The sequence below is a fragment of the Burkholderia sp. MSh2 genome, assembly GCF_000731655.1.
Lineage (GTDB): Bacteria > Pseudomonadota > Gammaproteobacteria > Burkholderiales > Burkholderiaceae > Burkholderia > Burkholderia paludis.
Map to the genome: position 1 here is coordinate 97,792 of NZ_JPGM01000005.1, position 19,699 is coordinate 117,490.

The 19,699-nt window shown below is 69.3% G+C and carries 18 protein-coding genes and 1 pseudogene; 11 read left to right on the plus strand and 8 right to left on the minus strand.

Features of this window, described 5'->3' with window-relative positions; genetic code table 11:
* The first annotated feature begins 1 nt into the window (after position 1).
* From GQ57_RS38850 to GQ57_RS04015, 3 genes and pseudogenes are all read left to right on the plus strand, one after another.
* Positions 2 to 1,252 (plus strand): type VI immunity family protein, encoded by a 1,251-nt coding sequence (locus GQ57_RS38850; RefSeq protein ID WP_081896576.1) that lies wholly within the window; start codon positions 2 to 4, stop codon positions 1,250 to 1,252.
* Between the two features lie 63 nt (positions 1,253 to 1,315).
* Positions 1,316 to 1,513 (plus strand): annotated as a pseudogene (locus GQ57_RS38855) (transposase); the annotation flags it as partial.
* A 462-nt stretch (positions 1,514 to 1,975) separates the two neighbouring features.
* On the plus strand, positions 1,976 to 3,946 hold the full coding sequence (locus tag GQ57_RS04015) for an APC family permease (RefSeq protein ID WP_034197136.1): 1,971 nt from the start codon (positions 1,976 to 1,978) through the stop codon (positions 3,944 to 3,946).
* Positions 3,947 to 4,009: 63 nt separating this feature from the next.
* On the opposite strand, the gene GQ57_RS42980 is transcribed toward GQ57_RS04015, so the two are convergent.
* Positions 4,010 to 4,168, minus strand: coding sequence for a hypothetical protein (locus GQ57_RS42980; protein WP_160257500.1), 159 nt, complete (start codon positions 4,166 to 4,168; stop codon positions 4,010 to 4,012).
* A gap of 200 nt (positions 4,169 to 4,368) precedes the next feature.
* On the opposite strand from GQ57_RS42980, the gene GQ57_RS04020 reads away from it, so the two are divergent.
* On the plus strand, positions 4,369 to 6,267 hold the full coding sequence (locus GQ57_RS04020) for a DUF3857 domain-containing protein (protein WP_081894873.1): 1,899 nt from the start codon (positions 4,369 to 4,371) through the stop codon (positions 6,265 to 6,267).
* 24 nt (positions 6,268 to 6,291) lie between these two features.
* On the opposite strand, the gene GQ57_RS04025 is transcribed toward GQ57_RS04020, so the two are convergent.
* Positions 6,292 to 7,341 (minus strand): AraC family transcriptional regulator, encoded by a 1,050-nt coding sequence (locus tag GQ57_RS04025; protein WP_031398274.1) that lies wholly within the window; start codon positions 7,339 to 7,341, stop codon positions 6,292 to 6,294.
* Positions 7,342 to 7,411: 70 nt separating this feature from the next.
* On the opposite strand from GQ57_RS04025, the gene GQ57_RS04030 reads away from it, so the two are divergent.
* The gene (locus GQ57_RS04030) at positions 7,412 to 8,623 is read left to right on the plus strand and encodes an MFS transporter (RefSeq protein WP_031398273.1); all 1,212 of its coding nucleotides are present in this window, start codon (positions 7,412 to 7,414) and stop codon (positions 8,621 to 8,623) included.
* A 121-nt stretch (positions 8,624 to 8,744) separates the two neighbouring features.
* Here the strand turns inward: GQ57_RS04030 and GQ57_RS04035 are convergent, their stop codons facing one another.
* Entirely contained in the window at positions 8,745 to 9,212 is a 468-nt protein-coding gene (locus tag GQ57_RS04035; RefSeq protein WP_031398272.1) for a MarR family winged helix-turn-helix transcriptional regulator, read from the minus strand.
* Between the two features lie 81 nt (positions 9,213 to 9,293).
* Between GQ57_RS04035 and GQ57_RS04040 the strand changes: the two genes are divergently transcribed.
* Both GQ57_RS04040 and GQ57_RS04045 read left to right on the plus strand, forming a co-directional pair.
* Positions 9,294 to 9,662 carry a hypothetical protein gene (locus GQ57_RS04040; protein ID WP_031398271.1) on the plus strand — a complete coding sequence of 123 codons (369 nt, stop codon included), beginning with the start codon at positions 9,294 to 9,296 and terminating at the stop codon, positions 9,660 to 9,662.
* Positions 9,663 to 9,750: 88 nt separating this feature from the next.
* Positions 9,751 to 10,368 (plus strand): glutathione S-transferase family protein, encoded by a 618-nt coding sequence (locus GQ57_RS04045; protein ID WP_034197137.1) that lies wholly within the window; start codon positions 9,751 to 9,753, stop codon positions 10,366 to 10,368.
* A gap of 51 nt (positions 10,369 to 10,419) precedes the next feature.
* Here GQ57_RS04045 and GQ57_RS04050 read toward each other — a convergent pair whose 3' ends face one another.
* The 4 genes from GQ57_RS04050 to GQ57_RS04065 form a co-directional block, all read right to left on the minus strand.
* Positions 10,420 to 11,142: an HAD family hydrolase gene (locus GQ57_RS04050; protein WP_034197138.1), complete on the minus strand. Its 723-nt coding sequence runs from the start codon at positions 11,140 to 11,142 to the stop codon at positions 10,420 to 10,422.
* A 21-nt stretch (positions 11,143 to 11,163) separates the two neighbouring features.
* Positions 11,164 to 12,135, minus strand: coding sequence for an ornithine cyclodeaminase family protein (locus GQ57_RS04055; protein WP_034197139.1), 972 nt, complete (start codon positions 12,133 to 12,135; stop codon positions 11,164 to 11,166).
* A 107-nt stretch (positions 12,136 to 12,242) separates the two neighbouring features.
* Positions 12,243 to 13,373, minus strand: a complete 1,131-nt coding sequence (locus tag GQ57_RS04060) for a DSD1 family PLP-dependent enzyme (RefSeq protein WP_034197140.1) — start codon at positions 13,371 to 13,373, stop codon at positions 12,243 to 12,245.
* 132 nt (positions 13,374 to 13,505) lie between these two features.
* Positions 13,506 to 14,465, minus strand: coding sequence for a LysR substrate-binding domain-containing protein (locus tag GQ57_RS04065; RefSeq protein ID WP_034197141.1), 960 nt, complete (start codon positions 14,463 to 14,465; stop codon positions 13,506 to 13,508).
* Between GQ57_RS04065 and GQ57_RS04070 the strand changes: the two genes are divergently transcribed.
* A complete protein-coding gene (locus GQ57_RS04070; protein ID WP_235215015.1) occupies positions 14,452 to 15,498 on the plus strand; it encodes an MFS transporter in 1,047 nt (348 codons plus the stop codon). The genes GQ57_RS04065 and GQ57_RS04070 overlap by 14 nt on opposite strands.
* Before the next feature lie 29 nt (positions 15,499 to 15,527).
* Here GQ57_RS04070 and GQ57_RS04075 read toward each other — a convergent pair whose 3' ends face one another.
* Positions 15,528 to 16,442 carry an NAD(P)/FAD-dependent oxidoreductase gene (locus GQ57_RS04075; protein ID WP_034197142.1) on the minus strand — a complete coding sequence of 305 codons (915 nt, stop codon included), beginning with the start codon at positions 16,440 to 16,442 and terminating at the stop codon, positions 15,528 to 15,530.
* 141 nt (positions 16,443 to 16,583) lie between these two features.
* On the opposite strand from GQ57_RS04075, the gene GQ57_RS04080 reads away from it, so the two are divergent.
* The 3 genes from GQ57_RS04080 to GQ57_RS04090 all read left to right on the plus strand — a co-directional run bounded on the left by GQ57_RS04080 (position 16,584) and on the right by GQ57_RS04090 (position 19,694).
* Complete coding sequence (locus GQ57_RS04080) at positions 16,584 to 17,024, plus strand: Rrf2 family transcriptional regulator (protein ID WP_031398264.1); 441 nt, start codon at positions 16,584 to 16,586, stop codon at positions 17,022 to 17,024.
* 250 nt (positions 17,025 to 17,274) lie between these two features.
* The gene (locus GQ57_RS04085; RefSeq protein ID WP_031398263.1) at positions 17,275 to 17,856 is read left to right on the plus strand and encodes a DUF2760 domain-containing protein; all 582 of its coding nucleotides are present in this window, start codon (positions 17,275 to 17,277) and stop codon (positions 17,854 to 17,856) included.
* Positions 17,853 to 19,694, plus strand: coding sequence for an Hsp70 family protein (locus tag GQ57_RS04090; protein WP_034197143.1), 1,842 nt, complete (start codon positions 17,853 to 17,855; stop codon positions 19,692 to 19,694). The genes GQ57_RS04085 and GQ57_RS04090 overlap by 4 nt, the downstream gene beginning before the upstream one ends.
* Positions 19,695 to 19,699: the final 5 nt, after the last annotated feature.

Here is a 19,699-nt window from a genome sequence, read left to right on the forward strand (position 1 = left end):
CATGGATTTCTTTGAGCAATGGGACGAAGCGAAATGGCACTTCACTTACAGCGACGAGGACGAGCCGGACAAGACGGTATTGCAGGGTGGATTGGTGATCGTGCTGCACATGCTGAAGTCGTACCTGAAAGGAAATCGGGACGCGTTGGCGAGTGCGATGTATCGAATAAATGAGGTATTTGGAACTCAGTTCCACTGGGGCTATTGGGAACATCCAAATCGGGAGGTGGCGTACACGCGTGAACGATTTGCGGAATCTGCGGAGTGGGTGCGTACACGACCGGTTACGCATCCGGCATATTTCACGTGGTCGTCGGGTCCGGGCTATGATTTTGTGGGCGACTACGGTATCGACGCGTTTTCTCAAATGAGCCTGAAGGAAGAAGAGTGGAAAACAGTTTCGTATCTCCGTGTGTACCTTCCCGTCGAAATATTACGCGGTGAAGGACGGCAGGGTTTCGACGCGCTGGTAAAAGATCTCTCCTCGCGACTTCCGGTGTCGCATGGCTATGCCGGATTAGGATTTCAGCAGTGCAATGAGTATTCGCGCTACGAGAATCTGGAACTGGAGTTGGCCGAACAATTCCTGGGGTTCGATGTTGCTGATCCGAATGGCCATCCGGAACTGCGCGACGGTATCAAGAGTGTGAACTGGTACACGATCCTTAACTCGAGCTGGCTTGAAAAACTGGGTGGTCGCGACGCGCTTGCGCGTGCGGTACAGGACGAGGCACCGAATGGGCTGTCACTCTTGGAGTACGTGAATGGGGTGATCGTAAAGGCTGGCGATTGGCCATCGTTGGGATGGATTGAGCATGATCCCCAGCCGGCCGCGTATGTGGCCGCGAACCGCGTACTGAAGCCAGTGCGGGTTCCCGAACTGCGCTGCTTGCATATGGGATCTATCGTGGGTGAAGTTCGGTTCGACAACGTGTCGACAGATCAATGGTTGCGACGATTCGATGCGCCAGGAATCTGGCCGCCGAGCGTGAATGGTGGGGTCCTGATTCAGCCTACTCCAGATGTCGAGAACGTAGTTGATATTGAATCGTACGCACCCAAGCCGCAGCCACCGAGCGGAAGAACGTTGCGAGCATATCCGGGGCAGCCGTGCCCGCAGTCGGGAGAGTGGTTCAGTCCGCTTGTGAAAGGTGCTGCGGTGAGGGTGAATCAGGGCGAGTTGATGCCTGGCCCCGAAACGACGAAGCAGGGCGCGGTGACGTGGTACCTGCGGTTGCCGGAATCGGATTGATGGCCGACAACTTTGTGCGACGGGTTGAGCAGAAGGCCGATGAATGTGGCTGAGCGAGGACAAATCGACAAACGCACGACTCGGCACCTGCTGAGCCCGCGCAAACGCAAATGTATCGAGCCGTGCTTCGGCTGGGGCAAGACGATAGGTCCGTTGCGACAGGTCATGGTTCGTGGTCTCGAGAAAGTGGACCCACTGCTGACCCTGACGATGGCAGCCTACAACCTGACGCGACTGCGATCGCTGGCCGCGGTTGCGCCCGCAAAGCGCCTGAGATACCCGCGTGGGCACCGGGAAGCCCACGACCTTGATCCATTTGCATGGAAATCGGTCGAATGAGCCCAACCCGAACGATTAGCGGCGATCACCGCAAACGGCCAAAGGGAAAATACGTCCGGCCCGACAGTAATTCAACGACCTGCTAAGGCGTGTTGTGCGTAGTAGCTCAATCGAAAATGTTCTTGCAGAGCTTCTGCGGATGCCGACAAAGGCGCGAACCTGCGCCATTGCACGCAACGCATGCGTGACGCGGCAGCGTCGCGGGCATCCGTCTTGCACGTTTGTAGCCCGATCGTCTGCAGCGTGTCGGCAAGCTGTCGGCAGGTTGAAAGCGGACGGGCCGCGTGCGATGCACTCCTATGGAATACGCCGACTGGAAGTCGTCCCGGAACTCATTTATTTTTAGAGCAGTGTCGCCGATGCGTCGTGCGTTCCGGAGGAATCGTGGCTGCATTCCAGAAAGTGTGGCAGTTGCTGGTCGGCAAACCGCTGGACCCGCTCGATCCGCGCACGCGGCATGCGATCGCCGTGACGCCGCTGCTGGCCTGGGTCGGGCTGGGCGCCGACGGGCTGTCGTCGTCGTGCTACGGCCCGGAGGAGGCGTTCCTCGCGCTCGGCCAGCACCACGCGCTCGCGCTGTTTCTCGCGCTGGCGACGGCGGCGACCGTGTTCATCATCGCGCTCGGCTACAACCAGGTGATCGAGCTGTTCCCGACGGGCGGCGGCGGCTACCGCGTCGCGACGTCGCTGCTCGGGTCGAAGCCCGGGCTCGTGTCGGGCGCGGCGCTGCTGGTCGACTACGTGCTGACCGTCGCGACGTCGCTCGCGAGCGGCGTCGACGCGTTCTTCAGCCTGCTGCCGGTCAGCGCGCAAGCCTTCAAGCTCACCACCGAGATCGTGCTGATCCTGATGATGACGGGGCTCAACTTCCGCGGGATGCGCGAATCGATCATGGTGCTGCTGCCGATCTTCATCGGCTTCGTGATCCTGCACTTCGGGCTGATCGTGTACGGCGTCGCCGTGCACGGCAGCAACCTCGCGATGGTCGTGCCCGACGCCGTGCACGAGGCGCACGGGATGTCGCAGTCGCTCGGCCTGTTCGTGCTGCTCGCGCTGCTGATGCGTGCGTTCTCGCTTGGCGGCGGTACCTACACGGGCCTCGAGGCCGTGTCGAACAACGTGAACATGCTCGCCGATCCGCGCGTGCCGAACGGCAAGGTGACGATGTGGTACATGTCGACGTCGCTCGCGTTCACGGCCGGCGGCATCATCCTGCTGTACATGCTGTGGCATGCGAAGCCCGTCGACGGCGAGACGCTCAACGCGGTCGTGTTCGGCAGCGTGATCGACCATCTCGGGCTCGGCTCGGCCTTCGCGCGCCATGCGTTGCTCGCGGCCGTGCTCGCGTTCGAGGCCGGGCTGCTGCTGGTCGGCGCGCAGACGGGCTTCCTCGACGGCCCGGCCGTGCTGTCGAACATGGCGTCGGATTCGTGGGTGCCGCGCCATTTCCGCGACCTGTCGGGCCGCCTCGTGCGGCAGAACGGCATCATCGTCGTCGGCCTGTCGAGCCTGCTGATCCTCTTGTGGACGCACGGCAACGTCGACGTGCTCGTCGTGCTGTACAGCATCAACGTGTTCCTCACGTTCAGCATGTCGCTGCTCGGGCTGTGCACGTACTGGTGGCACCATCGCAGCGAGCAGGGCTGGTTCAAGCACTTCTTCCTGTCGGCGCTCGGGCTGAGCGTGACGTCGACCGTGCTGGTCATCACGCTGATCGAGAAGTTCACCGCGGGCGGCTGGCTCACGGTGCTCGTGACGAGCGCGGTGATCGCGCTGTGCGTCATGATCAACCGCCACTACGCGTATACGCGCGCTCAGCTCGCCAAGGAGGACGAACTGTTCTCGGGCAAGCCGCCGGTAGTCGACGAGGCCAGGGCGCCGGGCAAGCCCGACCCGTCTCAGCCGACGGCCGTGCTGCTGGTCGGCAAGCATCGCGGCGCGAGCATGCATGCGCTGCTGTGGGTCAACCGGCTGTTTCCCGGGCACTTCCGCAACGTGATCTTCCTGGCGGTCGGCGAAGTCGATGCGAAGGCGTACGACGGGCACGAGCATCTCGAACGGCTGCGGCGCGCGATCACCGAATCGCTCGACTACTATGTCGCACACTGCCGCCGCAACGGCATCGCGGCCGACTACCGGATCGCGTTCGGCACGAATCCCGTCGTCGAATTCATGAACCTCGCGTCGACGACGCTCGATGCGTATCCGAACGCCGTGTGCTTCGCGAGCAAGCTGATCTTCCGGCGCGTGAACTTCCTCACGGCGTGGCTGCACAACCAGACCCCGGTCGAGCTGCAGGCGCGCCTGCATGTCGAGGGCAAGCAGATGGTGCTGCTGCCGATGAACGTCGGTTGAACGTCGCCCGGCGCGTGCGAACCGCGGCGCTGCCGGCGTGGCGACTGCCGGCCGGCGCCGCCGTCAGGTCCGGTCGCGCCGATGCGGGCGGTTCGGCCGCCGCAGCGGCGAGTGGTGGAATCTGGCCCTTGCGCGGTCGCGCCCCGGACGCTTGAGGATGAACAGCACGGCGAGCGCGACGAATGCCAGCAGCACGACGGCTTCCACGATCGCGTTTTGCATGGTGCCTCCCGGTCGCGCGCGACGCCGCGCCGACGATTCATTGTAGGCCGGCGCGCGCCGGCTTGACGCGTGCGGATGCGTCGCCGACACTGGCCGGCACGAGGGCCGCGCGCATGACCTTGCCCGCCGCGCGGCCGCGACTTCCGTGAACCGCGACGAGGTGCGATTTGGTGCGCTTTTCTGCCGGCCTGGCCGGCTGGATGCTGACATGCGCCGCCGCGCTCGGCGCGCCGCCGGCCGCCGATGCGGGCCCGGACACCCGCCCGAATACGAGCCAGCCGGCGGGCGACGTGCACGACGCGGCCGACACGGCGCCCGTCACGATCGTCAGCGACGTCCACGAATTCGTGCTCCAGCGCGACGGATCGCTCGACGAACACGACGATTCGATACTGCGCGCGAACAATGCGAACGGCATCGACGCGGTCGCGCAGCGCTACGTGTGGTACGACAAGAATCTCGAACGGGTCGACCTGCTCGCGGCCGAGGCGATCGACCGCGACGGCGTCGCGCATCCGGTCGGCGCGGACGGCATCCGCGACGTGCAGGAGCCGCGCTCGGCCGGCGCGCCGACGTTCCAGGACGGGCTGCTGCGCACCGTCGTGTTTCCCGGCGTCGAGGCCGGATGGAGCACGCGCGTGGCGGTCCGCAAGACGCGCACGAAGCCGGTCAACCCCGGCTATTTCGGCTATACCGTGGAGCCGTCGCGCGGGCCGGTCGACAGCCAGCGGCTGATCTTCGACCTGCCGGCCGACCTGCCGCTGTACGCGGATGCGCGCGGCTACGTCGCCGTGCCGCCGGTGACCGCGAACGGCCGCACGCGCTACGAATTCGACTACCGGCACGGCCCGTACGACCGCATCGAGAGCGGCGCGGTCGGCTACCCGACCTACGGCGACCGGCTCGTCGTGTCGACGCTGCCCGACTATGCGGCGTTCGCCGCGCGCTACCGCAACGCGGCCGTCGATCCGTCGGCGGGCGATCCGGCCGTCGTGCGGCTGGCGCGTTCGCTCACCGCGCAGGCTGCCGATCCGCGCGACCGGGCGCGCATCCTGTACGACTGGGTGCAGGCGAACGTGCGCTACGTCGGGCTGTTTCTCGGCGAGACGGCCGCCGCGCCGCATCGCGTGACCGACATCCTGCGCAACCGCTACGGCGACTGCAAGGATCACGTCGCGTTGTTCGGCGCGCTGCTCGCGGCGGTCGGCATCCGCAGCGAGCCGGTGCTGATCGGCCTCGGCGCCGTCTACACGCTGCCGGCGGTGCCCGGCTACGGCGGCGGCGCGATCAATCACGCGATCACGTGGCTGCCCGATCTCGGGCTCTACGCGGATACGACGACGGCCGGCATCGCGTTCGGCTATCTGCCGCCGATCGTGATGGATCGCCCCGCGCTGCTCGTCGATACGGGCGTGCTGTCGCGCACGCCGGCCACGCAGCCGCGCGGCCGCGTCGCGCGGGTCGAGATCGACGCCGCCGGGCCGGGCGCCACGCGCTTTCATGCGTACGTCGAGGACGACGGCTGGACGGCCGAACTCGAACGCAACCTGTTTCGCCGTGCGACGCCCGACGTCATCGGGCAGCTCGCGACCGACCGCCTGCGACAAAGCGGCCTGCGCGGCCGGGCGCAGCTGTCGACCGGCGACCGGCGCGCGACCGGCGGGCCGTTCGACGTGACGCTCGCGGGCACGCTCGATCATTTCGTGTGGCCCGACGGCACGACCGCGTTGCCCGCGCTGTCGAGCGTGCCGGGCGGCATCGCGGCGCAGGTCGAAAGCTGGCTCGCCGAACCCGTGCGCACGCAGCCGTGGGGCTGCATCGGCGGCACGTTCGACGAGACCGGCCAGATCGCGCTGCCGGCCGACGTGGTCGTGACCGACCTGCCGGCCGATGCGGCCGTGCACGACCGCTTCGTCGATTTCACATCGCATTACGTGTTCGACGCGGCCGCGCGCGTCGTGCAGGTCACGCGTCGGATGACGGCGGATTTCGGCCGGCAGGTGTGCACGCCGGACGAGTTCGCGGCGCTGCGCGCGTCGCTCGAACGGATCGAGCGCGACACGCAGGCGCAGATCGTCGTGCGGGCGACCGCGCGTTGAGCGGGGTGGGCGCCGGGCGCCGGCTCACGCCTCGACGGCGGCTTCCCCCTCGGCCCGCACCGCTCCCGGCGGCTTGCCGACCACGCGCTTGAACGCGCGGCTGAACGCGGCCAGCGACCCGTAGCCGAGCCGGTAGGCGACGGCCTCGATCGCTTCGCGGTCGCGCGCGATCCACTGCGCGGCGAGCCGCATCCGCAGTTCGGTCAGGTAGCGCACCGGCGTCATCCCGGTTGCGGCGAGAAAGCGCTCGGCGAACACCGAGCGCGACACACCGGCTTCGGCGGCCAGCTCCGCGACGCTCCAGTTGCGGCCGGGGTCGCGATGCAGCGCGACGATCGCGCGGCCGAGCTTCGGCTCGCGCAGCGCCTGCACCCAGCCGCTCGCGTCGCCGCATCCGCATTCGACCCAGCCGCGCACGATGAACGCCGCGACCACGTCCGCGAGCCGCGCGAGGATGCCCGCGAAGCCCGCGCGCGCCGAGCAGGATTCGCGCTCCATCGCGTCGAGCATCGGGCGGATTTCCGGGTAGCGCGCGAGCAGCGTGCCGACGTGCATGAACTCGGGCATCGTGCCGACGAGCGGCTGCATGCCGCCGAGATCGAGTTCCATGCACGCGCTGAAGATCAGCGCATCGCCGGCGCCCGGCTCGGCCGTCGCGCAGGCGCCCGGCGACGCGCCGGCCGACGCCACCGACGCCACCGACTCGCAGAGCTTCGCCGCCTCGAAGCCGTTGATCTCGCGGCACGGCGCGTCCGGATCGGACACCAGCGCGTGCATGCGGCCGTGCGGCAGCAGAACCGCGTCGCCGGCCTCGAGCCGCATCGTTTCGCCGGCCGCGTCGCGCAGCAGCACGGGCCCGCGCCCGACGAAATGGAACTGCGCGCGGCCCGGCGCGTGGCCGAAACTCAGCCCGAACGGCCGCGCGACCTGGATGCGGCGGTACTGGACGCCGCTCAGGCGCATCCCCAGCAGCAGCTCGCTGACGAGGTCGTGCGCGTCGGGTACGGGAGGGGACAGGGGCTCGGACATCGTGAGATTCGGACGATCGATCAACAAGAGCGGATTGTATGTCATAGACCGTCCTGCTGCCGATCCTTACGATAGGCCGTCATCAGTATTTCCCCTTATCGATACGGAACGACGCATGAATCCCGGAATCTCTTCGGCCGCCCCGCTGGCGGCCCCCCGCGAACCGGCCTGGGGCGCGGTCTTTGCAATGACGCTCGGCGTATTCGGGCTCGTCACGGCCGAATTCCTGCCCGCGAGCCTGCTGACGCCGATGGCCGACAGCCTGGGCGTGACCGAGGGCGTGGCCGGGCAGGCCGTCACGGCCACCGCGACGGTCGCGCTGGTCACGAGCCTGCTGATCTCGGCGCTGACCCGCACGATCGACCGGCGGCGCGTGCTGCTCGCGTTCTCGGTGCTGCTGGTCGCGTCGAATCTCGCGGTCGCGTTCGCGCCGAACCTGACGCTGCTGCTGGTCGGCCGCGTCGTGCTCGGCATCGCGCTCGGCGGCTTCTGGACGATGGCGACGGCGACCGCGATGCGGCTCGTGCCGACGGCGATGGTGCCGCGCGCGCTGTCGATCATCTTCAGCGGCGTGGCGGTCGCGACGATCGCGTCCGCGCCGATGGGCAGCTACTTCGGCCACTTGATCGGCTGGCGCAACGTGTTCCTGATCGCGGCCGTGCTCGGCGGCGTCGCGTTCGTCTCGCAGGTCGTCACGCTGCCGTCGATGCCGCCGAGCGGCACGACGCGCCTGCGCACGCTGCTCGACGTGCTGCGCCGCCCGACCGTCGGCCTCGGGATGTTCGCGACGATCCTCGTGTTCACCGGGCATTTCGCGTTCTTCACGTACCTTCGGCCGTTTCTCGAACAGGTCGCGGGCGTGGGCGTGAACGGGCTGTCGGCGATCCTGCTCGGCTACGGCGTCGCGAACTTCGTCGGCACGTCGCTCGCGGGGCGCGTCCTCGAACACCGGTTGCGGCCGATGCTGATCGGCATGCCGGCGCTGATGGTCGTGCTCGGCGTCGCGCTCGTGGCGCTCGGCCGCGCGCCGGTGCTCGACGCGGTGCTCGTTGCGTTGTGGGGAATGGCGTTCGGCGGCGTGCCGGTTGCCTGGTCGACGTGGGTCACGCGCACCGTGCCCGACGAGGCCGAGAGCGCGGGCGGGCTGATCGTCGCGGCGATCCAGCTTGCGATCGCGACCGGGGCGGCGGCCGGCGGCGTGGTGTTCGATGCGAACGGCGCGGCCGGGGTGTTCGTCGCCGCGGCCGTCGTGCTGGCCGTCGCGGTCGCGACGATCGCGACCGGCGTGCCGAAGCGGGTCGGCGTGGTGCCCGCGCTTGCGGAATGAACGCGCCCGGCGGGCCGCACGGTCCGCCGGGTGCAGCGGTGCAGCGGCCCGGGACCCTTCGTCATTCGCGCCGCTGCCGCAGCAGGGAAAAAGCGGAAAGCCAGCCCGGGCGCGCCCGGGTTCAACCGCGCTCGGCCGGATCGGTCGACAGCGCGCGCAACTGGCCGCGCAACCGGTCGACTTCGCCCGGCGCGAACGGCCGTTCGACCTCCGCGTGTGTCTGCTGCCACAGCGGAAACGCGTCGGCGAGCAGGTCGCGGCCGGCCGGCGTCAGTTCGAGCAGGCGGCTGCGCCGGTCGTCCGGATCGTGCGCGATCGTGACCAGGCCGCGCCGCTCGAGCGGCTTGAGCGCCGCGGTGAGCGTGGTGCGATCCATCGCGAGCAGCGACGCGACCGATTTCATCGGCGCCGGTTGCGGCCGGTTCAGCGACATCAGCAGCGAGAACTGGCCGTTGGTGAGATCCAGCGGACGCAGCGCATCGTCGAAGATGCGCGCCAGATTGCGCGCCGCGCGCTGCATGTGCAGACACAGGCAGCAATCGCGCACCATCAGCGTCGCTTCGAAGGGGAGCCTTTCTTTTCGTGCCATGTTGAAATTGTGTTGATATCAACCTATTGTGTCAAGGGCGAGGCGCGGCAGCCCGTCGCGTCCGACATCGGAGGAGGCAGCATGAGCGCTCAACAGCAGTTGTATCTCGCCGTGTTTCTCGGGGCCAAGGACAGCCCGGCGATGCAGGCCTGGCTGGCGCTGCCGGACGAGGCGCGGCGTGCGCGCGAGCGGGACGGCATCGCGGCATGGCATGCGTGGGTCGACCGGCACCGCGACGCGATCGTCGAGATGGGCGGCCCGCTCGGCAAGACCAGGACCATCGATGCGGGCGGCATCCGGGACACGGTCAACGCGATGAGCGGCTTCACCGTCGTGCGCGCGGCCTCGCACGAGGCGGCCGCCGCGCTGTTCGAAGGCCATCCGCATTTCACGCTGTTTCCGGGCGTGGCGGTCGACGTGATGCCGGTGCTGGCGATCCCCGCTGCATGAGCGACGCGCAAGGCCGCGTGCCGCGCACGGGCGAGGCGCGGTGGCGGGCAGGCGCGGAGTCTTCCCGCCCTTCGGATGGAGACTGGCGATGAAGCTATATGGATGGGCCGGCACCCGCACGCAGCGCGCGCTGTGGGGGCTGAAGGAACTGGATGCCGAGTTCGAGTTCGTCCCGGTGAACCTGCTGCGGGGCGAGCACCGGCGGCCCGAATTCCTGCGCCTCAACCCGGCCGGCAAGGTGCCCGTGCTGGTCGACGGCGATCTCGTGATTCCCGAATCGGCCGCGATCGTGCTGTATCTCGCGGACAAGTACCCGGAGCGGGCGCTGCTGCCGGCCGATCCGGCGCTGCGCGCGCAGGCCTACCGGTGGGTCATGTTCGCGGTGACGGAACTCGAGCAGCCGCTGTGGCGCATCACGCGGCATGCGTTCATCTATCCGCCGGAGAAGCGCTCGCCGGCCGACATCGACCTGGCGCGCGAGGATTTCGCGACGATGGCCGCGATCCTCGACACGCATCTCGAAGGGCGTGAATTCATCGTCGGCGATGCGCTGACGGTGGCCGATTGCGTGACGGCCTACCTGATCGACTGGGCCGACGAATGCGACCTGATCGAACCGTTCCCGCAATTGCGCGCGTATCTCGAACGGCTTTACGCGCGGCCGAAGGCGCCGCAGCGGATCGCGGACGCGCGCAAGGCGGCGTGAACGCGCGGCCGGCCGCGCGCCGCATCGGCGCGATCGGCCGCGCGCGTGCGGTCACGACAGGTCGGCGGGCCCGCCGAGCGCGCGGCACAGCATCGACAGGTCGCGCAGCGTGAGGTGCGGCGTCGCGTCGGGCCGCGGGGCGTGTTCGTCCTCGGTGCGCGGATCGCGAACGACCCATGCCGCCTGAAGCCCCGCGTTCAGCGCGCCGACGATATCGAGGTGGAAATCGTCGCCGACGTGCAGCAGCTCGGCCGGGCGCACGCCGAGTGTGTCCGCCGCCGCATGGAAGATTTCGGGCTCCGGCTTCGCGAAGCCGAACGCTTGCGCGCTGAGCGTCGCGCGGAAGAATTCGCCGCCGCCGGTCAGCCGCAGATTCGCGTTGCCGTTGGTGACCGCGACCAGCGGAAAGCGCTCGCTCAGCCACGCGAGCGCGGGCAACGCATCCTCATAGAACTCGACGCGGTTCCGCGCCGCATAGAAGACCTCGTACGCGCGGTCGGTCAGCGACACATCTTCGTTTGCGCGCGTCAGCGCCAGCCGGATCGACCCGATCCGCATCGCGCGGAAGTCGTTCGCGAGATCCGGGTGCAAACGTTCGTATTCCTCACGCAATGCGCTCAGCGCCTGTTGCGTGGGCAGCACGCTCGCGGTATTGGGCGCGTGCTCGACCAGCCATGCGCGAAGCGCCGCTTCGGCCCGCGCGACGGACGGCCCGAACGGCCACAGGGTGTCGTCCAGGTCGAACGAGACGGCGGATACTTTGGCGAGACGCATGGCGGGTGGCGGAGAGTCGTTTTACCAGGGCCACGGAATGGCGATTCCGGTGCCGTTTTCGAGGGCCTGTCGATACAGGAGCCGCGCGACGGTCAGGTCCTGAAGCGCGAGCCCCGTCATGTCGAAGACGGTGATGTCGTGCGGCGCGCGGTCGAACGCGGCCGCCCCGGAGAGGATGTCACCGATTTCGGTGCATGGCAAATCCGGCGACCACTGGCATTCGCCGATGCTGCGCGCCTGGTCGCGATCGTCCACGACAACCCGCGCACGTTCCAGCACGCCGGCCGGCAGCTCGCGCTTGCCCGCCGTGTCGGCGCCCACGCAGGTCAGGTGCGTGCCCGGCCGGACGGCCTCGGCATCGAACAACGGGCCGCCGCCGGGCGTTGCCGTGATCACCACGTCGCTGGCGGCCACCGCGTCGTTCCGGTCGCGCGCCACGCCGATCGCGCATCGGTCGAGGAACGCCGCCTCGAACGCCGGGTCCGGCTGGCCGCCGACGTTCACGTACTGCACCGTGCACCGCTGCGGCAGCAGCCCGAGCGCGTAGTCGAGCTGGACGCGCGCCTGCACGCCCGTGCCGAACACGCAGATCCGCGTGCTGTCGCGGCGCGCCAGATGCTGCAGCCCGAGGCCGCCTGCCGCGCCGGTTCGCGCGGTGGTGATCCCATTGCCGTCCATGATGCACAGCGGGCGGCCCGTGTCCGGATCGAACAGCGCGACGGTGGCCTGATGCGGCTCGCCGCCGACGCGCCGGTTGCCGGGCCAGAACCCGGCCGCCTTGAAGCCGAGCACGCCCTGGCTTGCGATATCGCCCGACTTGATGCCGAACACGCCGCCGGTGTGCAGCTTCTCGCGCACCACGGGGAACACGCGCCCGGCCCGCTGGCTGTGCAGCACGAATGCCTCGCGGACCGCGGCCATCACCTGCGGGGCCTGAAGGGCGGGCTCGACGGCGTCGCGGTCGAGGAGCAGGAGTCGGGCGTCTGTCGGCATGTCGGGGCGGCCTTGGCGGCGCGGGGCGGATCGAGGTAATTTAAAGTTTGTCCAAATCTGGATGAATAGTCAAGTTGCGCGCAGGACGGCGTGGCGGCGGGCGTCGTTCACCATCCATGAAAGCGCGGCCACGTCTGCACGACGCCGTCTTCCCCGACGGCCTGATAGTCGGGGTGCTGCGCGCCGGTGGCGCATGCGTGATTCGGCAGGATGCGCAGGCGCGTTCCGATCGGAAACCGCTGCGCGATGCCCGTGTCGGGCGAGCCCGCGCGCGACACGATCCCGTGCTCCTGGTTGGCGGCGCTCATCACGTAGTCGCCGAGCACGGCGCCGTCTTCGGTGCAGACTTGCCCGTAGCCGAAATCGTGCGCCTGGCGCTGCGTGCCGCGATCGCGGCTCATCGCCATCCAGCCGGCGTCGACGATCGCCCAGCCTTTCCCTTCCTGGTGCCCGATCACGGTGGTCAGCACCGACAGCGCGATGTCGGACAGTTCGCACACGCCGATGTTGCGCATCACGAGGTCGAACATCACGTACACGCCGGCGCGCACCTCGGTCACGCCGTCGAGCCGTTGCGCCGACAGCGCGGTGGGCGTCGAGCCGATACTCACGACCGGGCAGGGCAGCCCGGCGGCCCGCAGGCGCGCCGCGGCCCGCACGGCGCCGCCGCGCTCCTGTTCGGCGACCGCCGCCAGGGCGTCCTGCGTGTCGTGGTCGTAGCTGGAGCCCGCGTGGGCGAGCACGCCGCCAAGCGCCATGCCACCGTCAACCAGCGCGCGGCCGACGTCGATCAACAGGCCGGCTTCGGGCGGGATGCCCGAGCGGTGGCCGTCGACGTCGACCTCGATCCAGACGTCGAAGCGCTCGCCGTGCGCGCGCCCGAAGCCGGCGATCGCGTGTGCGGCCTCCAGGCTGTCGGCGACGATCTTCAGGTCGCAGCCCTGCCGGCGCAGCGCCAGCGCCTGGCCCAGTTTCGCGGGCACCATGCCGACCGCGTAGACGATGTCGCGGATGCCGTCCGCGAAGAACCGCTCGGCCTCCTTCAGCGTCGACACCGTGATGCCCTGCGCGCCGGCCGCGATCTGCGCGTCGACGACGTGCCGGCATTTGGTGGTCTTGACGTGCGGCCGGAAGCGCACGCCGAGCACGTCCAGATGCGTCTGCATGCGATCGATGTTGCGCTGCATGCGGCCGACGTCGATCAGTGCGGCCGGGGTGTTGAGGGTTCGAAGATCCACGATGCGTTGCCTCGGAGTGTTGCCGATGCGAGCACTGTAGGGCCGGCGATGCGCCGCGTGTTTAACGCAGCGCTAATCTGTCATTAAATATCGTTTAATGGTCGGATCTTGCGGGATGGGGCGGGCCGGCGTTCACGTGTTGCCGCGCCACGGCGGCGGATCGAGAAACCGCCGCGCGGCGTCGAGAAACACGCGCTGCCGCGCGGAATGGCCGGTGCGCGACGGCAGCAGCGCCGTGACCGGCGCGGCCGGCAGGCGCCAGTCGGGCAGCAGGCGGACGAGCTTGCCGCTCGCCAGCAACGGGGCGACGTCCCATTCCGAGCGCTCGACGATCCCGAGGCCGGCCAGCGCCCACTCGGTGATGACGGTGCCGTCGTTCGACGACAGCGCGCCGCCGACGCGGATGACGACCGACCGCCGCGACTCGCCCTTGACGTCGCGGCCCGGCGAGAAGCGCCAGCGCGGGATGTCCTCGTCGTTTTCGCGCAGGCACAGGCAGTCGTAGCGCGCGAGGTCGGACGGGTGGTTCAGTGCCTCGATGCGGCGCGCATAGGCCGGGCTCGCGCACAGGAAGCGCTCGTTGGGCGCGAGCGGATAGCCGACCCACGACGACGGCTTGAGGCTGCCGACGTGGACGACCACGTCGGCGCCCGCCGCGCCGGTCAACGGGCTCTCCGACAGGTGCAGCGCGATCTCGAGTTTCGGATGCGCCCGCTGGACGTCGCGCACGATCCGCGCGACGTACTTGCGCCCGAAGCCGAGCGGGGCGACCACCCGCAGCGTGCCCTGCACGTCGCCCCGGTCGCCCGCGAGGCTGGCCGGCAGCGCCTCCACCCGCTCGAGGATGCCGACGGCTTCCTGGTACAGCCGCTGCCCTTCGTCGGTCAGTGCGATTCCTTTCGGCTGCCGCACCGCGAGCCGCGCGTTCAGGCGCGCCTCCATCCGCTGCAGGCGAATCGTGACCGCGGGCGGCGTGAGGTCGAGCAGGCGCGCGGCCGCGGCCAGCGAGCGCGACGCGCCGATCGCGCGAACGAGCCGAAGGTCGTCGAGATCGAGCATTTCATGTTCCTTAATGCTGATGATGCGGAGCATTAAACCGCATCTCACGGGCCGTAGCCATCGCGGCCGCACCGATGCGCTGATCCTGTCGGGCTTCCCGGTCGGCGCACTGCTGTCGGCGGCCGTGTCGTATCTCGTGCTGAACCAGTTGCCGGCCGAGTGGGCGTGGCGCGTGGGCTTCGGCCTCGGCACGACGATGGCGCTGGTGTTCTTCTGGATCCGCCGCGTGATTCCGGAATCGCCGCGCTGGCTGATCCAGCAGGGGCGCGTGGCGGAAGCGGAGGCCATCGTCGAGCAGGTCGTCGCGAGCGCTGCGCGTGACCCGCTTGCGCCGGCCGATCGCGCGCAGTTGGCGAAACGCTATACGCCGACCCGTTTCGCACACCAGGCGCCCGCATTCTGGCGCAACGTCCGCGAACTGTTCGGCGCGTATCGCGCGCGCTGCGCGCTGGCCGGTGCGCTGAACTTCTCGCAGGCGGCCGTCGTGTACGGCGTGCTGTCGCTGATGGCGCTCGTGATCCTGCCGTACCTGAAGGTCGCGTCGACGGACATGCCGATCTACTACATGATCGGCAACGCGGCGGCGCTCGCGGGCGGCATCGTCGAGGCAGTGCTCGTCGAGGCGTGGGGGCGGCGCGCGTCGCTGTTCGCGAGCTACACGTTCACGGTCGCGGCGATCGTGTTCATCTATGCGATGCACGCGCTGCCCGGCATGGTGCTCGGCTATTGCCTGATCCAGTTCGGCGTCACGTGGGCGTACATCTCGGGCTATGTCGTGTCGTCCGAGATCCTGCCGACGCGGATTCGCGCGACGGGGCTCGGCGTGTCGGTCGCGATCGGCCGGCTCGGCGCGGTGGCCGCACCGCTGATGCTGACGAGCGTCCATGCGATGTCCGGCGCGCCGTCGGCCGCGCTGGTCGTGTTGCTCGTGCTCGCGTTGCCGGGGCCGCTCGCGGCCGGCCTGTGGTGGCTCAACGGGCGCGAAACGCGGCGGATCTCGCTCGAGGAGTGCTGCATGGAGGGCGGCGCGGAACCGGCGGTGGAAGCGGCGCCGCGCGCCGCGTGACGTCGCGTTGCAGCCGGCAAGATGCCCGCTTACGCGCGCAGCCCGAAAATCAGCGACCGATGCGCGGCGACCCCGGCCATCACGCCTGACGCCGACGCGAACGTCGCGTTGGTCATCGGTGTCGACGTGTCACCGGCCGCGAATACGCCGGCGACGCTCGTCTCTTTTCCCGCATCGACGCGCACGACGGCGCCGAGCGGCCCGTCGTCGAATGCACAGCCGAGCTGCTGCGCGAGATCGCTCGCCATGGCCGTACGCGCGCCGACGAACAGCGCATCGATCGGCACGACCTGTCCGTCGGCGAGCCGCAACGCGTCGATACGCGGCGCGTCGCCCAGGATTTCAACGACCGGCGAGCGCTCGATGCGTACGCCGCGCGCATCGAGCAGCGCGGCTTCTTCCTGATTCGCGTCGGCCACGCCCTGCGTGAACCACGTCGTCGGGCCCCAGTCCGGAATCAGGATCGCCTGATGCACGGACAGCGGATGCGTGGCGAGCACGCCGAGCCGCCGGCCGCTCACTTCGTATCCATGGCAATACGGACAATGCAGCACGCTGACGCCCCAGCGTTCGGCGAGCCCCGGCAGCGCGGGCAGTTCGTCGCGAATGCCGGTTGCGAGGATCAGCCGGTCGGCGCTCGCATGGCTGCCGTCGGCCAGCGTCACCTGGAAGCGGCCGTGCTCATCGCGTTCGGCCGTGCGCACGTCGCCCGCGATCCGCTGTACGGTCGGATACGCGGCGAGCTGCGCGGCGGCTTCCTCGACGATTTGCACGGGCGGCTTGCCGTCCTGCCCGAAAAAGCCGTGCGCGTGCGCGGCAAAGCGGTTGCGCGGCCGGCCGGCGTCGATCACGAGCACGCGGCGGCGCGCCCGCGCAAGCTGCATCGCGGCCGACAGCCCCGCAAAGCTGCCGCCGATCACGATCACTTCATGATGGTCATGCATGCACCCACTCCTTTCCTGAACCTGCGTGAATGACGGACATGTTCCGATGGCGGCCAACTCATGAAACATGAGAAGTTGCATGATAGGGCGGTGGTATCATTCACGCAACTTTAAAAGTTTCGAGAGAGAGGGGCGCCGCCCGTGAGGACCGATAGCCGTTTGTCGCGCATGCTGCACGTGCTGATCCACATGGACCAGGCCGACGGCCCGCTGACGTCGGAGACGATCGCGACGATGCTGGGCACGAACCCGGTGGTCGTGCGCCGCCTGCTCGGCGGCTTGCGCGACCACGGCTACGTGCAGTCGGAGAAGGGGCATGGCGGCGGGTGGGTGTTGAGCGCCGCACTCGACGACATCACGCTGCTCGACGTCTATGGCGCGGTGGGCGAGCCGCCGCTGTTCTCCGATCTCGTCACCGACGACGAGGCCGAATGCCTGGTCGAGCAGGCCGTCAACGCGCACCTGTCGGCCACGCTGAAGGAGGCCGAGACGACGCTGCTGGCCCGCTTCGGCGAAGTCACGCTCGGCATGCTGTCGCGCGATTTCGAAGCGAAGGCGGCCCGGCGGCGCAAGCCGCGCTGACGCGCTGCAGCATCGCGGCCGGGCGCGGCCGCCGTGCGTGCCGACGCGGCCGAAACGGTCGCGTCGCGACGTTCTGTCCCCCAACTTCTGCCCGGTTCGCCCGCCACAGGGCAAAATACGGGTTTTCCGCACCCGCGAGGGCGCGACCGAATCACGCGCCGGGTGGCGAAAGTGCGCAATCCGCACGCCGCCGCCGGGCGCCCAGGCACGATCGCTCGCCATGTCGCGAGCCCACAGGAGTCCAGACCTCATGCCCGAATCCAACCTGTCCTTCTTCGGCCGGCTGTCGCTTGCCGTCGGCACGTTCTTCTCCGTGCTCGGCAATCGCGAGTTCGCGGCCGGCGTGCTGCGCGTGCGCGACGGCGCCCCGGCGCCGGTTGCACCGGCCCCCGCGGCCGCCCCGGCCCCCGCGCCGGCGCCCGTGAAGGCGCCGGCGCCCGAGCTGCGCGAAGCGAGCCCGCAGGCCGCGCTGCAACTGCTCGGCCTGCTGCAGCGCGATGCGCGCTTCATCGATTTCGTCGAGGAAGACATCGCCGGCTACGCGGACGCCGACATCGGCGCGGCCGCGCGCCTCGTCCACGACGGCTGCCGCGCCGCGCTGCGCGAGCACTTCACGATCGTGCCGGTGCGCGACGAAGCCGAAGGCAGCCGCGTGACGCTGCCGGCCGGCTTCGACGCGACGGCCGTGCGCGTGACGGGCAACGTGGTCGGCGCCGCGCCGTTCACGGGGACGGTCAGCCATCGCGGCTGGCGCGTGGCCGACGTGCGCCTGCCGAAGCTGACGGGCAGCCACGACGCCTCGGTCGTCGCACCGGCGGAGGTGGAACTGTGAGCGATTCGCGCTATTCGATCGGGATCGACCTCGGGACGACCCACTGCGCGCTGTCGTACGTCGACAGCGCCGCGAGCGACGGCGAAACCATCGCGCAGCAGGTGCTGCCGATCGCGCAGCTCACCGCGCCCGGCGCGCTGGAGTCGCGCGACCTGCTGCCGTCGTTCCTCTACCTGCCGCATGAAAGCGAACTGACGCAGGGCGACCTGACGCTGCCGTGGACGTCCTCGCGCGACTTCGCGGTCGGCGAGATGGCGCGCACCCGCGGCGCCGGCACGCCGATCCGCCTCGTGTCGAGCGCGAAGAGCTGGCTGTGCCACCCGGGCGTCGACCGCCGCGCGGCGATCCTGCCGAGCGATGCGCCGCCCGAGGTGTCGCGCGTGTCGCCGCTGGAAAGCTCGATCCGCTACCTGACGCACCTGCGCGAAGCGTGGGACCACGCGCATCCCGATGCGCCGTTCGCCGAGCAGGACGTGACGGTCACGATCCCCGCGTCGTTCGATCCGGCCGCGCGCGAGCTGACGGCCGAGGCCGCCCGCGCCGCCGGCTATTCGCGGATGACGCTGCTCGAGGAGCCGCAGGCCGCGCTCTACAGCTGGATCCAGAAAAGCCACGGCGGCTGGCGCAAGCAGGTGCAGGTCGGAGACCTGATCCTGTGCGTCGACGTCGGCGGCGGCACGACCGACCTGTCGCTGATCGCGGTGGTCGAGCGCGACGGCAATCTCGAACTGCACCGCGTGGCGGTGGGCGAGCACATCCTGCTCGGCGGCGACAACATGGACCTCGCGCTCGCGCACGTAGTCGCCCGCAAGCTCGCGCAGCAGGGCACCCAGGCCGATCCGTGGCAACTGCGCGCGCTCACGTACGCATGCCGCGCCGCGAAGGAAACGCTGCTGTCCGATCCGTCGGCCGACGCGGTGCCGCTGGTCGTGCCGAGCCGCGGCTCGAAGCTGATCGGCGGGTCGATCCGCACGGAACTCACCCGCGCGGAACTCACGCAGACGATCCTCGAAGGCTTCTTCCCGCAGGTCGATGCGGCGGCGCGCCCGGTGAGCCGCGCGCGCGTCGGCCTGACGCAGCTCGGCCTGCCGTATGCGCAGGACGCGGGCGTCACGCGCCATCTCGCGGCGTTCCTCGGCCGCCAGGTCGCGGCGCTCGATTCGCTCGAAGGCGTGCAGCGCACGCTGCCGCAGGGCGCGACGTTCCTGCATCCGACCGCCGTGCTGTTCAACGGCGGCGTGTTCAAGTCGACGCTGCTCACGCAGCGCGTGCTCGACACCCTCAACAGCTGGCTCGCCGCCGAAGGCGCGCCGCCCGCCCGCCTGCTCGAAGGCGCGGATCTCGATCTCGCGGTCGCGCGCGGCGCGGCCTACTACGGCTACGTGAAGCGCGGCCGTGGCGTGCGCATTCGCGGCGGCACGGCGCGTGCGTACTACGTCGCGATCGAATCGGCGATGCCCGCGGTGCCGGGGCTCGAACCGCCGGTGCAGGCGCTGTGCGTCGCGCCGTTCGGGATGGAGGAGGGCTCGGATGCGGCGCTGCCGCCGCAGGAGTTCGGCCTCGTCGTCGGCGAACCGGTGCAGTTCCGCTTCTTCGGTTCGTCGGTGCGCCGCCAGGATCAGGTCGGCACGCTGCTCGACTACTGGTCGCCGGAAGAACTGCAGGAACTCGAGGAAATCCAGGCCACGCTGCCCGCCGAAGGGCGCACGGTCGGCGAGGTCGTGCCGGTGAAGCTGCATGCGCGCGTGACCGAGGCCGGCACGCTCGAACTCGAGGCGATCCCGAGCGGCACGAACGAGCGCTGGAAGGTCGAGTTCGACGTGCGCGGCGCCGCCTGAGCGCG

What these genes read in the sequence shown, in the direction of transcription:
- GQ57_RS38850 (WP_081896576.1), top strand. Translation starts at nt 2, where the DNA reads ATGGATTTCTTTGAGCAATGGGACGAAGCGAAATGGCACTTCACTTAC.
- GQ57_RS42980 (WP_160257500.1), bottom strand. Translation starts at nt 4,168, where the DNA reads ATGCAAAACGCGATCGTGGAAGCCGTCGTGCTGCTGGCATTCGTCGCG.
- GQ57_RS04020 (WP_081894873.1), top strand. Translation starts at nt 4,369, where the DNA reads ATGCTGACATGCGCCGCCGCGCTCGGCGCGCCGCCGGCCGCCGATGCG.
- GQ57_RS04025 (WP_031398274.1), bottom strand. Translation starts at nt 7,341, where the DNA reads ATGACATACAATCCGCTCTTGTTGATCGATCGTCCGAATCTCACGATG.
- GQ57_RS04030 (WP_031398273.1), top strand. Translation starts at nt 7,412, where the DNA reads ATGAATCCCGGAATCTCTTCGGCCGCCCCGCTGGCGGCCCCCCGCGAA.
- GQ57_RS04035 (WP_031398272.1), bottom strand. Translation starts at nt 9,212, where the DNA reads ATGGCACGAAAAGAAAGGCTCCCCTTCGAAGCGACGCTGATGGTGCGC.
- GQ57_RS04040 (WP_031398271.1), top strand. Translation starts at nt 9,294, where the DNA reads ATGAGCGCTCAACAGCAGTTGTATCTCGCCGTGTTTCTCGGGGCCAAG.
- GQ57_RS04045 (WP_034197137.1), top strand. Translation starts at nt 9,751, where the DNA reads ATGAAGCTATATGGATGGGCCGGCACCCGCACGCAGCGCGCGCTGTGG.
- GQ57_RS04050 (WP_034197138.1), bottom strand. Translation starts at nt 11,142, where the DNA reads ATGCGTCTCGCCAAAGTATCCGCCGTCTCGTTCGACCTGGACGACACC.
- GQ57_RS04055 (WP_034197139.1), bottom strand. Translation starts at nt 12,135, where the DNA reads ATGCCGACAGACGCCCGACTCCTGCTCCTCGACCGCGACGCCGTCGAG.
- GQ57_RS04070 (WP_235215015.1), top strand. Translation starts at nt 14,452, where the DNA reads ATGATGCGGAGCATTAAACCGCATCTCACGGGCCGTAGCCATCGCGGC.
- GQ57_RS04065 (WP_034197141.1), bottom strand. Translation starts at nt 14,465, where the DNA reads ATGCTCCGCATCATCAGCATTAAGGAACATGAAATGCTCGATCTCGAC.
- GQ57_RS04075 (WP_034197142.1), bottom strand. Translation starts at nt 16,442, where the DNA reads ATGCATGACCATCATGAAGTGATCGTGATCGGCGGCAGCTTTGCGGGG.
- GQ57_RS04085 (WP_031398263.1), top strand. Translation starts at nt 17,275, where the DNA reads ATGCCCGAATCCAACCTGTCCTTCTTCGGCCGGCTGTCGCTTGCCGTC.